The sequence below is a fragment of the Paenibacillus sp. TAB_01 genome (assembly GCF_043945595.1).
Classification (GTDB): Bacteria; Bacillota; Bacilli; order Paenibacillales; family NBRC-103111; genus Paenibacillus_S.
The window spans coordinates 601,415-614,643 of sequence record NZ_JBIFNP010000001.1 but is presented as its reverse complement, the minus strand read 5'-3'; the positions used below and the strand labels follow the sequence as shown (position 1 = coordinate 614,643).

General features: G+C 51.8%; 15 protein-coding genes and 1 pseudogene. 4 read left to right on the top strand and 12 right to left on the bottom strand.

The window, feature by feature from the left end:
- Positions 1-45 precede the first annotated feature (45 nt).
- A pseudogene (locus ACHHV8_RS03065) lies at positions 46-693 on the bottom strand (Type 1 glutamine amidotransferase-like domain-containing protein).
- Positions 694-943: 250 nt separating this feature from the next.
- On the opposite strand from ACHHV8_RS03065, the gene ACHHV8_RS03060 reads away from it, so the two are divergent.
- Positions 944-1,285, top strand: coding sequence for a hypothetical protein (locus tag ACHHV8_RS03060; RefSeq protein ID WP_395156639.1), 342 nt, complete (start codon positions 944-946; stop codon positions 1,283-1,285).
- Between the two features lie 65 nt (positions 1,286-1,350).
- On the opposite strand, the gene ACHHV8_RS03055 is transcribed toward ACHHV8_RS03060, so the two are convergent.
- Genes ACHHV8_RS03055 through ACHHV8_RS03035 form a run of 5 tightly spaced genes read right to left on the bottom strand, consistent with a single transcriptional unit; the run spans position 1,351 to position 3,983 of the window.
- Positions 1,351-1,584 (bottom strand): aldehyde dehydrogenase family protein, encoded by a 234-nt coding sequence (locus ACHHV8_RS03055; protein WP_395163409.1) that lies wholly within the window; start codon positions 1,582-1,584, stop codon positions 1,351-1,353.
- Positions 1,585-1,613: 29 nt separating this feature from the next.
- Positions 1,614-1,781, bottom strand: coding sequence for an aldehyde dehydrogenase family protein (locus tag ACHHV8_RS03050; RefSeq protein ID WP_395156637.1), 168 nt, complete (start codon positions 1,779-1,781; stop codon positions 1,614-1,616).
- A 13-nt stretch (positions 1,782-1,794) separates the two neighbouring features.
- Complete coding sequence (locus ACHHV8_RS03045; RefSeq protein WP_395156635.1) at positions 1,795-2,775, bottom strand: aldehyde dehydrogenase family protein; 981 nt, start codon at positions 2,773-2,775, stop codon at positions 1,795-1,797.
- A gap of 19 nt (positions 2,776-2,794) precedes the next feature.
- Positions 2,795-3,139: an MFS transporter gene (locus ACHHV8_RS03040; protein WP_395156633.1), complete on the bottom strand. Its 345-nt coding sequence runs from the start codon at positions 3,137-3,139 to the stop codon at positions 2,795-2,797.
- Complete coding sequence (locus tag ACHHV8_RS03035; protein ID WP_395156631.1) at positions 3,054-3,983, bottom strand: MFS transporter; 930 nt, start codon at positions 3,981-3,983, stop codon at positions 3,054-3,056. The genes ACHHV8_RS03040 and ACHHV8_RS03035 overlap by 86 nt, the downstream gene beginning before the upstream one ends.
- A 301-nt stretch (positions 3,984-4,284) precedes the next feature.
- On the opposite strand from ACHHV8_RS03035, the gene ACHHV8_RS03030 reads away from it, so the two are divergent.
- Positions 4,285-4,416 carry a TetR/AcrR family transcriptional regulator gene (locus tag ACHHV8_RS03030; protein WP_395156628.1) on the top strand — a complete coding sequence of 44 codons (132 nt, stop codon included), beginning with the start codon at positions 4,285-4,287 and terminating at the stop codon, positions 4,414-4,416.
- A 91-nt stretch (positions 4,417-4,507) separates the two neighbouring features.
- A complete protein-coding gene (locus tag ACHHV8_RS03025; protein WP_395156626.1) occupies positions 4,508-4,861 on the top strand; it encodes a hypothetical protein in 354 nt (117 codons plus the stop codon).
- 303 nt (positions 4,862-5,164) lie between these two features.
- Here the strand turns inward: ACHHV8_RS03025 and ACHHV8_RS03020 are convergent, their stop codons facing one another.
- The 5 genes from ACHHV8_RS03020 to ACHHV8_RS03000 form a co-directional block, all read right to left on the bottom strand.
- Positions 5,165-6,280, bottom strand: coding sequence for an ATP-binding protein (locus ACHHV8_RS03020; protein WP_405045396.1), 1,116 nt, complete (start codon positions 6,278-6,280; stop codon positions 5,165-5,167).
- A 204-nt stretch (positions 6,281-6,484) separates the two neighbouring features.
- Positions 6,485-8,053, bottom strand: a complete 1,569-nt coding sequence (locus ACHHV8_RS03015; protein ID WP_395163408.1) for an IS1182 family transposase — start codon at positions 8,051-8,053, stop codon at positions 6,485-6,487.
- A gap of 157 nt (positions 8,054-8,210) precedes the next feature.
- A complete protein-coding gene (locus ACHHV8_RS03010; RefSeq protein ID WP_395156622.1) occupies positions 8,211-9,551 on the bottom strand; it encodes an MFS transporter in 1,341 nt (446 codons plus the stop codon).
- 234 nt (positions 9,552-9,785) lie between these two features.
- Complete coding sequence (locus ACHHV8_RS03005) at positions 9,786-10,172, bottom strand: ribosomal maturation YjgA family protein (protein ID WP_395156620.1); 387 nt, start codon at positions 10,170-10,172, stop codon at positions 9,786-9,788.
- Positions 10,173-10,194: 22 nt separating this feature from the next.
- Positions 10,195-10,752, bottom strand: coding sequence for a DUF1697 domain-containing protein (locus tag ACHHV8_RS03000; protein ID WP_395156618.1), 558 nt, complete (start codon positions 10,750-10,752; stop codon positions 10,195-10,197).
- Positions 10,753-11,077: 325 nt separating this feature from the next.
- Here ACHHV8_RS03000 and ACHHV8_RS02995 point away from each other — a divergent pair, with 325 nt between their 5' ends.
- A complete protein-coding gene (locus ACHHV8_RS02995) occupies positions 11,078-12,310 on the top strand; it encodes an aminopeptidase (protein WP_395156616.1) in 1,233 nt (410 codons plus the stop codon).
- Positions 12,311-12,359: 49 nt separating this feature from the next.
- Here ACHHV8_RS02995 and ACHHV8_RS02990 read toward each other — a convergent pair whose 3' ends face one another.
- Positions 12,360-12,902, bottom strand: coding sequence for a hemerythrin domain-containing protein (locus tag ACHHV8_RS02990; protein WP_395156614.1), 543 nt, complete (start codon positions 12,900-12,902; stop codon positions 12,360-12,362).
- Positions 12,903-13,229 lie beyond the last annotated feature (327 nt).

Genomic DNA, 13,229 nt, shown 5'->3' with positions numbered 1-13,229 from the left:
GCTCGTAAAGCGCCCCCCTCGTCTCTTTATACGCATCTATCCCCACTATTCGCAGTTTCTTTCTCGCATATGAACCGCTGTATCCGTCTCCCCGTCTAGAAGGATGGCTTCCCCGTCCTTTATTCGCCGAAAAACCAGATTCTTTTCCGCTTCAAGCTTTTGAAGCTTGGTTTCAAATTCGGCATCCTTATCCGCAAAGCGATTATAATGCGGAACAACGGTGATATCCGTTAAGCCTGCGGCCTGATAGTCGTCATCCAGCATGTCGGCCATCGGCTCGTACCCGGCAATCCGGTTCAGCTCCGTTACGTGTTCAATGGACGGACCCAGCACCATGGCTCCGGCGCTGGTACCGATGATGACCCTATTCATCTCCGCCAGCTATCTCAGGATGGGTACGGCCCTGCTGCTTCTCAGCCAATATAACAAATAAAACGGGTTTCCCCCGTTCAAATAAATAACGTCGTAATCCTTCAGCTTCTCCGCCGCTTCAAACTCAATATCTATAAAACCCGTCCGGGCGAAGCCCAGCCTTTGGAACAGCTCTCTGGTTTGTACCGCCCCTCTGCTTTGCTCTTTATGCGACGAAGCTGTCGTCAGGATGCAGGCCGCCGCGTTCGACAGTTCCCCCTCCAGCAGCTTTACCAGTCCTTGCTCCAGCGCGGCACGGCAAATGCCGTCCGAAGTTAACATCAGCTTCATCGCCTCTCACTCCTCCGCTCCATTCTATAATTATACTCACCGCGGATGTCCCGTGCCAGACTCGCACATGAATCGTACCTGCCAGTCATGGCGGTGATATGACGGACGTGTCCTTGTTCTAATTATCCTACCAAGCTGAAGCCGCTCAAATATAATGAAATTAACCATACAATGGTCCAATCCAATCTCTCATCCTCTCAATATCTTATTACTAGATTTACCATTAAAGGAGGATGGGTTGATGAATAAAAAAACGGTGATCGTAGCAGGCAAAAAGCTTGAAATCCAAAAAAATCAAACGGTTAAAAGTGTCGCCGCTTCTCGTAAAAGAGCGCGTGCCACCGTAGATTTAGGCAATGGATTTGAAAGATTCGAGTTTACGCGGGTCGTTCCGGCCAACACGATCTTTAGATTTACATTTATCGCCGGCAGCCGAAAAACCATCAGCGCAGGCTGGTCGAATGTCCGTGGTCTCCCTTACACCGTATTGAGCTTCCCTCAAGGCAACAACTGGGTAGTCATCGTCAATAATGGCTTAAATACGTCCCTGACAACGACTTTCGCATTTATTACTAAGCTGTAACCGCATCCCGACGATTCGGAGCGGTTGAGCAGGGCGTCGCCCTGCTCTTAATACATACGAATCTATCATGGTTCATAGCCTGTGATCGTTTTCGTTTCCAAGCACTCCTCCAAGCCGTAAACGCCATATTCCCTGCCGAGCCCTGACTGCTTGAAGCCTCCGAACGGAGCTTTCATTTCCACCCCCGCCCCGTTAATAAGAATAACGCCTGCTGCAATACGGGAAGCAAGCTCATTGGCTTTCTCGACATTAGCGGAGCTGATATAAGCTCCTAACCCATAGTCCGTCCGATTGGCTATTTCAACGGCTTCATCTTCTGTCCGGTAGGTCAGAATACATAAAACCGAACCAATATTTCCTCTCTTGCGATTGTCATCTCTTCCGCAGCCCGTGCAAATATGGTCGGTTTTACAAAATATCCTTGTTCCAGCCCTTCCGGGTGCCCTTCTCCTCCGGTTACCAATTCAGCGCCCTCCTCTATACCGGACCTGATCAAGCGTTGAACATGGTTATACTGCTTCTCGTTGATGATTCGGACCGAGCACCGTGTCCTCTTCCTGCGGGTTCCCGACTTTCATGGATTGCGCGGCTTCCTTGGCCAGCTTCTTCACTTCTTCCAGACGATGCTCCGGAACGATCAGCCGGGTTCCGGCAACGCAGGATTGACCGTTGTTCATAAAGCATTGCTGGACGGCTCTAGGAATCGCTGACGCCATATCCGCATCATCCAAAATAATATTAGGCGATTTGCCGCCCAATTCCAGCGTCACCCGCTTCATCGTATCCACAGCGCCTCTGCGTATTTCCTTACCGACTCGCGTGGAGCCCGTGAAGGAAATTAGCGCTATGTCGGGATGCCGGGTCATTTCCGCACCCACCGTCTGACCGAGCCCGTTGACCACATTAATGACGCCTGGGGGCAGGTCCGCCTCATGGAAGCATTCCGTCAGCAGCTGTGTCTGAATGGCGCTAAGCTCACTCGGTTTGATTACAATCGGGCATCCGGCCGCGATGGCGGAAGCCAGTTTGGCCGTAATCTGCGAATAGCTTGCATTCCATGGCGTAATAATACCGACGATGCCAACCGGCTCCGAAACCACCTTCGCCTTGCCGATATATTGAATAAATTCGAATGATTCCAAAGCCTCTTTCATATCCAGAAAGTTCTGTGCCGCCAGCTTCACTCGTCCTATGGCCGCCCGCTTGGGAGCGCCGTATTCCTCTATGTTCGCCTCGATCAAAGCGTCCGATCGCGCAGTCACCGCTTCGTACAGACGGCTCAGCATGCGGCTTCGCTCGTCCACCGTAGCTCGGGAGAAGGCAGCGAATGCAGCTTTGGCTGCGCCGACCGCTTTCCTCGCGTCTTCTTCATTGCCCAGCGTCACACGGCCGATCGCCTCCCGGGTTGAAGGATTGATCAGCTCTTGTACATCCGTACCCTCAGGCTTGACGAATTGTCCATTGATATAAATCCGGTCGATATTTATCATGTCTAAAACATCCTCCTTATTATCCTCTTGAGTGACTTGCTGCTTGCGGGCCCTGCGGCTCCTGCGTTTTTCTCGTTCTCATCAACGGCAAATATGCGATGGCGGCTAGGCCAAGTCCACAAGCAACCAGCATAAAAACTTCTCTCGTAGAATGGAAATGAAACAGCAGCTGGATTCCCTTCATAAATAAAGGACTGAGGAATTGGAAGGTATAGATACAGGAAAGCAGCAGGGAAATGGCTGCCGTCAGGCTGGCTCTTGGAACCACCTCAGCCGCTTTATTGAACGTAGCCGGAAAAAGCACCCCTTCTGCAAAGCCGATCAGGCATACTGCTGCGGCTGCCGTCCACACCTCGTGAGCCATAGCTATGGCTCGAAAAACCGAGAGACATCAACAGCAGGGCCAAGGGAACCATCAGCCTTCCGAGCAGCCGCGCCATAACCGTCAGGGCCGTGCCTGCAGCAAAAGTACCGATGAGCGAAAGCGCGGACAAGTAACCGACGGTAGAAACGGTGCCTATCCCGTTATCCGCCAAATACAGCGACAGATTCGTTGGGATGAGAAAATACAGCATCGTATGTGTTCCCCCGGCGATCACCACCGCATAGAAGAAAGGCGGCAGCTTCCGGGAAGCTTTGGCATCCTGCTCATGCCGGACGGGAGGAAAGGCAGGAAGAAATAACACAACGAGAATGAGCAGAATGACGGCATATAGGTAGGTAATAAATACGGCCCGCCAGCCGAAGGCGGCAATCATCCCTCCGATGGATAAGAAGACAGCCCCTCCGATACCGTTAATCGCAGTAACGAAGCCGTTCATCCGCGCTCTCTCTTTACCTTGAAAATTTTCGGCGATCAAGGAGTTGAACGTTGGCGAAATAAGTCCGACACCGAGACCGAGAACCGCCCGAAATACAAAGATAACGGAAAGCGAGTCGGAAAGAGCGGGGCCTACGCCGCCGAGCAGATAAAGCAGCAGCCCGGCAATCAGTATATTTTTGCGGGGGAACCTTCTCGATAAATACCCCGCCATAAATAAACTGGGCAGAATAAAGAGAGAAGATAAGGTGACCACCCACTGGACGAGCAGTGCATCCGTATCGGGAAAAGCGACAGCTAACAGCTTGACTGCAGGAGCTGCGATCATGGTGCCGAACGTCGCGGTTACAGCCAAGCATAATAAAGCGATGCTGGATCTCACATTCATGTTAAGCCTCCTTTTGCTGCTGCATTTGTTACCTCAGCCGGCTTTACCTCCATAGCGTCTCCTCCTTTTTCTCCTGCGGCTGAATAGATAATAGCACGGGATATAAACAAAGTAAACATTTTATATGTATTTTGTCTATTTTGTATTAAACGTATTTATTCTCCTCGCGGTTATGTATAATAAAAGGGAGAGTCTGCAGAGATGACTGACGCATATGCAAATAGAGAATCCACAGGATAAGGCAAGGAACAAGCTGCTAAAGAAACTGCTCCCCTTCGTCATGAAGGAGGGCTTTCAGCAAATGAAGATGGACGACATCGCCAAATATATGGACGTAAGCCGCGCCACGATGTACAAGCATTTTTCTTCCAAGGAGGATGTGGTAGAGGGCGTTGTACGCATGTTTGTAGATTTTATAGAAAAGCTGGAGTGACCGGACGCTGGAAGACGATGAAGCATCGTTCGGAGTTTGGTTTCAGCAGTTGTTTGAGCAGTCGATATCGCTCGTAGGGAAGCTCACCGATGTGTTTCTAAAAGAGCTGCAAATTGTATATCCGGAGCTGTACGACACGCTGAAAAGCACCTTAAACAAACGGGAGCAGCAGGCGCTGCAGTTTTATCAGGATGGAAAAGGCAAAGGGATTTTCAATCAGATCAACGAAAAGTTCATTCTGCTTCAGGACGACCTGCTCCTGCGGGAGATCACGAACGTGAAATATTTGATTTATAATCAGGTTTCCATTCAGCAGGCTCTGTACGATTACTATCATTTAAAAAAAATTCAATTATTCAAGCCGGACAAGATGGCGCTCGTCGACGATTCGAAAATCGGACCGATTATCGACCATGTGGTTGAGAAATTTAACCGAAGCCTGTAAAAAAGCAAGCGAGTTCCCCCGTTATTGGATGGGATAACAACCGCGGAATTGGCTGGTTACAGCCTCTCCTCCATCCGGTAGACTTAATGACATCCCGGGGACATAATAAAGAAACAGGTGATTAAGCATGGGAACTTCCTTCGGTATATGGACAATGCTCATCGGCGTGCATCTGTTAATGATAAGCATGTTTGTGGCGGTATGGATTTTTGTGAAGAAAAATAAAGACTTATTTTAAAAATGAAAGCAGACAACGGCTCGGTACGAGCTTTTGTCTGCTTTTCTCATTTTGGAGGGAGATTCCTATTGCACTTTAATTCGAAGCCCGGGATAAGCCTCGACCAGCTCCAGGGTCCGTGCGTTAATTTCCTCCCGATTGAATCTGCCAGGGAACAGCTCCGGCTCGGCTTTGAAAGTAACGGACGTCCCGGTCTCATTCGTTTCACCTACGGTCGTCAGTCCGGATTGGGGAATGCCGTGCCGGTATTCCTGCCGGTAAATGCCCCCGTCTCTGCGAATTTCTACGTTTAAGGTTCGAGATAAAGCGTTGACCACTGCGATACTAATCCCTTTTTCAGCACCGGGAGCAATAAAAGAATGCTTTGAGTCGTTGAACAAATCCAATTTGGTCATGACGGACTGCACTGCGGGAGCACCGGTTTGCGGCAGCTGCCGGGTCGGAATGCCCCGTCCGTTATCCGCCACCGTTACGCTGCCGTCGTCATGCAAATAAATCCCGACCTCCGTGCAGTAGCCTGCCTGATGCTCAGCAATACAATTGCTGACGACAGCCCACAAAAGCTGATGAAGATCATATCCCTCCTTCGCTGGTGTACCAAGATAACTATGGGGTTCGTTGCGTGCTTCCGACATATCGATATAATCGCTGGTATCAATGAGATCCAAAAGCGCCGATAACAGAAACAGCATGGGAAACCGGCGGTGATCCGGAATCGTATAACGTCCCCCCCGCTCTTCCTGCTTCAACAGATCCGCTCCGGTTAAAGCCTTCAAATGATGGTACAGCTGGCCGGTCGTTCCCATGTTCAACCGTTCCACTAGTTCGGCACCCGTCAGCGGCTCGCGCCATACCTCGAGAAGCAGCTCCAGACGCTGCTTATGCCCTAACGCAGAAAGTACTTTGGCTGCTTTGTCCCTTTGCAGACTAAGGAGCTCATTCGCATGTCTTTCCTGCGGCTCGCAGCGCACAATCTCATCGCCGCTGCGGTAGTAGCCAGAGAAATAAATCGCGCATGCTTCGAAAGTCTCTTCCTGCGAGAGCAGTTCTTTCTCCTGCCGATTCGTTCGTCTTGCCTCGGAAAGGCCAACTTCCAGGCCCATCATCTGACGAACAAGCTTGTCGAGCTCCTTCACCTGCGTTTGCAGTGTATCCAATTCAGCTCCATAATCCCGTTCCACCATGGCTCACATCTCCTCATAGAATGAGATAACACGCTTGGATGAATATTATTCAATTACGTAATTACGTGTTTACGTATATTATATTTTAATCAGTTAAAATTGTAAAGCTGTTTTAGTGAAAAAGAAAAGGGGCTGTCCCAAAAGTAAATTTGGAGACACCCTCTGGAACAAAATAAGATGACATTCGAAAAAACCAAGGAGCTATGCGATCTGTTCTCGCTTAGCTCCTTGGTTTTTGGTATCTATTGCAGCTTTCTTAAGTAGATTGTGGGCAAGGGAAAGCCACCCGACCTCCAGACTTACTTTTGGTAAGCCACGAAGCAGAAATCTTCTAAATCCTCTGTTGTTTTTCATATCACCAAACACAGGCTCCGGCTCGATCATGCGCCTCACTGCCAGGGCATAACCCTCTTCACTGCGGAGCTTTTGCCTTGCTTGGCCCTTTAGCCGCAAATACTTCATGCTGACTTTGATCTCACGGTTACCTTGGGCCTTCGTACACTGTGGTTTCAGCGGGCATTCCTCACAGCTGGTGCTTCGGTAATGCCTGTGTTCGATTTCATACCCACTTTCTGTTTTTTCCTTACTTACCCGACGAAAATGGAGCGGTTGTCCGGCTGCGCATGTCCACGTGTCTTGCTCGCTGTTGTAGGTCCAGTTGTCGATCTTACTGATGTCCTTTTGCCATGCCTTGCTTTTTTCGCGATGGTACGTGCTGTACTTTACAATGGCTTCGACTTTGTTCTGCTCCAAATAGTCATAATTCTCCTCACCGCCATAGCCCGCATCAGCGATGACGGTGTGTGGCAGCTTGCCGAACTGTGATTTTATTTTCTCCAGATGAGGGATGAGGCAGCGCGTATCGGTCGGCCGCTGGTGAACGCTGTAGCCGAGAATGAATTGATTTTCAGTGCCAATCTGTACGTTGTAACCCGGCTTGAGCTGGCCATTTCGCATGTGGTCTTCTTTCATTCGCATAAATGTGGCGTCATGGTCCGTTTTGCTGTAGCTGTTTCGATTTCCTAAGATGATCTCATGTGTCTCATACTTTTGGAGCCGCGGAAGCAAGTCCTTGCGGAGCGCACGCACCGCCTTCTTTAGCGGTTTATCTTTAGGCTTCTCCTGCAGGCGCTCTTCCAACTGCTTGACGGCATGTTCCAGCTTTTCACTTGTGATGGCAGATGACTCTCCCAGCTCGTGAAGATCCCTGCCCTCATGTGCTCCTTCTTCTTGCCTCTCAGCTTCTTCAATGGCGGCGAACAAGGTCTGGACTTTCTCCTGGAGCTTGGCCTTGTGCTTCACGACAGCCTTTCCCCAAACAAACGTATAGCGGTTGGCATTGGCTTCGATCTTCGTGCCGTCCACAAAGTAATGCTCCAACTGCACATAGTTCTCCTCTGCGAGGAATTGAAGAACGGCCGTAAACACAGTCTCCAGTACAGTTTTCATTCGTTCCGAACGAAAGCGGTTGATGGTACGAAAGTCTGGGCGCTGCCTGCCTGCGATCCACATAAACATGATGTTTTCACGGACAGCCTTGGCAATCTGGCGAGAGGAGTAGATGCGTTGTGTGTAGGCATAAATGATGACTTTGGTTAACATCTTGGGGTGATAGCTATCTCGTCCGCCTCCGGGGTAAGCGGCGTCGAAGATAGCGTCGTCGAGACGATTGACGGCAGTGTTTACAACGCGAACGAGGTGGTTTGCTGGAATGTCCTCTTCTAAATCCATTGGCAGGCAAAGTTGATCCATGGTATATTGAATGTACAAAAGAAACCTCTCCTTTATGTGAATGGTGGGTGGTACTTCCATTTTACCAAAGGTAGGTTTCTTTTTGTTGTACAAAATGAGAGGGCGTCCCTCAGTCATTTAATGACTTATGGGACACCCTCTATTTCCTTCCATTGATTAAACAATGCCCAAGCCATCAGCCGGCCGTCGGGAGCGCATCTGCTGTTTGCTTCGCTGCGGCCTGCTTATACCAGAGCAGGATGCCGAGAGAAACCAAGCATACCGCAAGCAGCACACGGTACACATTCTCATAGGCCAAGCCTAACGGAATACTCTTCTGCATAGCCAGAATCAGTCCGCAAACCGCCACGGAGAAGGAGCCGCCAAAAAATTGAACCAGCTGCATCAAGCCCATGCCGGAGCCGATCATCTGCTTCGGCAGGATGCGCGACGTCTCGTTGTTCAGCGACGCCAACGTAGCCGAGAACGAAGGAGAGAAGCACAAATACCCGCACAGGATGACGATAGGCGATGCCTCTACGGCAAAAGAAAACAAAGCCAGCACGGCCGCCAATACGGCGTGTCCGATCAGCAGAAACCGCACGTTGCCGTAGCGGTCAATCCACTGCCCCACGAACCGGGTCAGAAAGGCCGATAAAATCGCACCCGGCGCGATCGTCAGCCCGATGGCTATCGCCGATTCGCCTGCCAGATTGGCCAGCGCGAGCGGCATAAGGAACAGGTTGCCCAGGTTCAACACCAAGACGCAGAATCCGATCGCCGTCAGCTTCCGGTAATCTTTTTTACTCAGCAGCTCCGGGTTGATGAAAGTCTCCTTCGCTCTTTTCAAATGCCAGGCGTGCACCGCAAACGAAAGCAGGCTTCCGGCGAACCAGACGAGAGAGCGCTGCATCACCGCAATCAGAAGGGTGCCTGCGTTTAGAATAATGAGCACGGCCCCCACGACATCAAACTTGAACGGCTTCGCTTCTTCTTTAGGCAGCAGGCGAAGGAGCACGGGAAGCACAACGAGAATGCAGCAGGTGACGGCAAATAAACCGTTGAACCCGAAATACTCGCTGATGACGCCCCCGACGATAGGTCCGAAACCGAAGGCCATCGCGCTGCCCGCCGAAATCATCGCAATAGCTCTCCCCCGGCGTTCATACGGGATGTACCGGCTCGCCATGACCAAGCCCAGCCCGGCCATCGCCCCTGCTCCCGCCGATTGCAGAATCCGCACGGCTAACAGCGTATTAAAATCTCGGGCAAAGATGCCCAGCACCGAAGATAGTCCCAGAATCAACAGCCCTACCGTCAGCAGTCTGCGCATCGGCACGCTGTCGGACAGCCTGCTGTAAATAACGGTCGACAGTGCATAGCCGATCGAGTAGCTGGAAATAATCCATGCGCCCAGATCGGCCGTAATGTGAAAATCATTAATAATGCCGGGGATGGACACGTTAAACATCGTCGTATTCATAATGACGATGAACACGCCGAACATCCAGACCGGCATGACAATTTTGTCATTCATAGTTTGTCCCTTCCTGTCTGTTTGGTCTTGCCGCTTGTTTCCAAATGAAGCATCCGTATCATGGCAACAGCCTCTATTATACCTCAGTTTTGCTCAACCATGGTAATGGAGCCCGGCTGGAAACAATCAGCCGCTGCTCAAAGCGCAGCCGCACAGCTAGGATGCAGCGCCAAAGAAGCCCATCCCGCTCCTTCGGATGCGCTTCTGAATACGGCTTCGACAGCACTGCTTATTCTACTTTCTGTAAGCCAGCCAAACCTTGTCCACTCCGTATGCGAGTAGAATCCCCAATGCATAGCGAACCAAATCCACGGCAAGAAAGCCTCTTCCCAGCACCAGAGAGCCAAGGACGGTATTTCGTATCGCAACGATCCATGCCGCCTGATATAACTGGCTGCATTCGATGCCGAAGCTGAACAGAATGCCGGCAGCAGCGGCCCATTTCGGTCCTTTGGCTATAAAGCAAAGCCGAAAACCAAAGTAAACCATGCTGGCCCACAGCACGTCCCCGGCATGCTCGGCCACCCAGGAAGGAAGCAGACCGGCATACTTCCTGGAACCCAGGCCAAGGGCGATGCAGACCATAACGGCTGCCGCATAGGTGATCCGTGAAAAGCGCATGCGCTCCCGCCCCTTCACCCGCTCAGCTCATCTCCCGGGCGAGAGCGGCCAGCTTGTTCACCGTCTTCCAATTGCGTACCGTTGAAGGAACCCCGAGCTTAGACAGATGGACAGCCAGCTTGGAATTGCGCACGCTGTTATGAAATAACAGGAAAACCTCGCGGCCTTCGATCCGGTACGCCTCGTTTTCCTGCTTGTACGGCTCCAGCCGGGCAATGCCCGCTTCAGAAGGCGGGGCCGGCAGAAACGCCACGTATAGGCTTTCCGCTTCGGACGAGGCCTCCGCCGCTTTCACTTCCTCCTCCGTAAACGGACAGCTCGCGGCAGTCCGCTCCAGCTCCTCCGCCGTTCTTAACATCACCGGCACCGGGAAGCCCAAAGCCCCCTCAATGCCCTGCTCCAGCCGCATGCGCAGCGGCTCTTCCTCCTCGTCCGATGCCAACAGGACGTTGCCGCTTTGAATATACGTTTGCACGCGTTCGAGGCCCATTGCCTCCAGTACGCTTTTCAGCTCGGCCATTTTGATCTTGTTTTTGCCGCCTACATTAATCCCCCGCAGCAGGGCGATATAAACCGTCATCGCTTTAACCTCCTGAATAGAAAAAAATACGTTCCCGCCTGTACGGATCGAGTGAGCGGTAACAGGCCGCTCCCCTGATTATACCTTATTCGGGCATCCGGAATCTGCCAGACCTTCAAGCCCGTACCGTTCGAGCGGGTTCGGCCGGCCGCCGCGCAGCGCCGCAGCCCATGCTTGCGATTGACATTCTCCTTATTCCAGCATTAGAGGCTTGTTTCCGGAGCAAAATATTTTTCATCCTGTCCCTTCATCTGCTGCATAGCATTACTAAAAGCGGAGTAAATTTGTTACAATAAAAAGAAAAACTTTTCCAAGGAGAACCCAGATGCCCAATTTCGAAGAGCTGTTGTCCAAGTACGCCGACATCGTCGTCAAAGTAGGTGTCAACATTCAGAAAGGACAGACGCTGGTCATTAACGCCGCCATCGATTCAGCCGAGCTCGTCCGGCTGCTCGTGAAGAAGGCTTACGAGTCCGGCGCCTATCTGGTCAAGGTCAACTGGACCGACGATACGGTAGCCCGCCTTCGCTATGACCTCGCTCCGGAGGAATCGTTTCTGGAGGAGCCCAAATGGTATGCCGGGGAAATGACCGAGCTGGCTGAGAAGGGCTTCGCCATCATCAGCGTCGTCTCCTCCGACCTGGACCTGCTCAAGGGCGTTGCCCAAGAGCGGATCGTCAATCATCAGAAAACCTATGGCAAAGCTATGGCCAAGTACCGCCAGTACATGCAGTCCGACAAGTTCAGCTGGTGCGTCATTGCGACGCCGTCCAAGGCTTGGGCGGCTAAGGTATTCCCCGGCCTGCCGGAGGAAGAGCAGGTTGCCAAGCTGTGGGACGCTATTTTCAAAACCGTGCGCGTCGATCAGCCCGATCCGACCAGCGCATGGAAGGACCATATCTCTACCCTGAACGCCAAATCGGATTATCTTAACGCTAAAAAGTACAAAAAGCTGCACTACCTCGCGCCAGGCACCGATCTGACGATCGAGCTGCCCGAAGGCCACATCTGGGTTGCAGCCGACAGCATCAACGAGCAGGGCAGCGCCTTTGTCGCCAATATGCCGACCGAGGAAGTGTTTACAGCTCCGCTGGCCGGAGGCGTAAACGGCAAAGTGTCGAGCACCAAGCCTCTCAGCTACGGAGGCAATATTATCGACGGCTTCACGCTTACGTTTGAGAACGGACGCATCGTCGGCATCACGGCCGAGAAGGGCGAGGAAACCTTGAAGGGCCTGGTCGAAATGGATGAAGGCTCCCATTATTTAGGCGAGGTCGCGCTTGTGCCGCACCGTTCGCCGATCTCCGATTCGAACATTCTGTACTACAATACCTTATTCGATGAGAATGCTTCGAACCATCTGGCCATCGGCAGCGCCTACGCTTTCTGCCTGGAGGGCGGCAAAGGATTGTCGCAGGATGAATTAAAGGCCCGCGGCCTTAATACAAGTATCGCGCACGTAGACTTCATGATCGGCTCCGCTGAAATGGACATTAAGGGCGTCACCGCCGACGGAACCGAGGAGCCTATTTTCCATAAGGGCAACTGGGCGTTTTAACAAAAAAGAGGGGATTGCCGGCAGGCAGTCCCCTCTTGCTATTCATGTGCTATGAGAATAAAGAATCCATATCCGTGAGTACTTTTTCCGTCATAGGAATGACGACCTGCTCTTCTTTTTCCAAATGAGCTTTCAGCATCCTACACGCATGAGACAAATAGGCAGCCGCCTGCTTCATCCGCATCGCGTCCGCATCGGATCTCAGCGCATGCACCGATCTTAGAAATGACTGCATATAGCTCATAGCGAGCTCATGCTCTTTTTCCAGACTCCAGAACGACGGCGTAACGGCCGGCAGGCTTGACCTGTGAAAATAGGTGTTCAGAAAAGGAAACAGCTCCTTCTCTTCCCATTCGGAATGGCGGTCGAGCTCCTCCTTGAATGCCAGCGTCCACAGTCTCAAATGAAGCAGCTGCCCCAGCGCCCGATGCTTGTCGATTTCCTGTTCGGCCTGAACGGATTGCAGTTCCATTTCCGCCAGCACCTGCTTTAACTCCTCGTGCTCCTGCTTTAATCGTTCCATCCGTACCGATAACTCTGTTATATGAGCGGTACCCGGATCGGCCTGCGGTTTTTTGAAAGGCATATTCATGGTTCCCCACCTCCAGCGAACGTTTCATACCTACACCTTACAGATTACTACGGTACCCCCTGTTTGTATGTGCGATTTGTCACACCGGCCCGTTTCTTTTTTTGCCGCTCAGCCTGCGCCTGCTTGCTGCAGCCGGGGCTGCCTGCTGTCTGATGGAAACCGGACGGACGCTTTTCTACGTACCGCAAAACACAAGGAAGGCTGATCTCAAGCCCTGGGGCTTATGACCAGCCTTACCCGTTTAATGCTGCCGTACCCTGCTTCCGGAAGCCTCAAGGAGCTTCGCTGCCAAACCGGCTGTGCCGCTTTCCTCAAAACCTCCGGCGC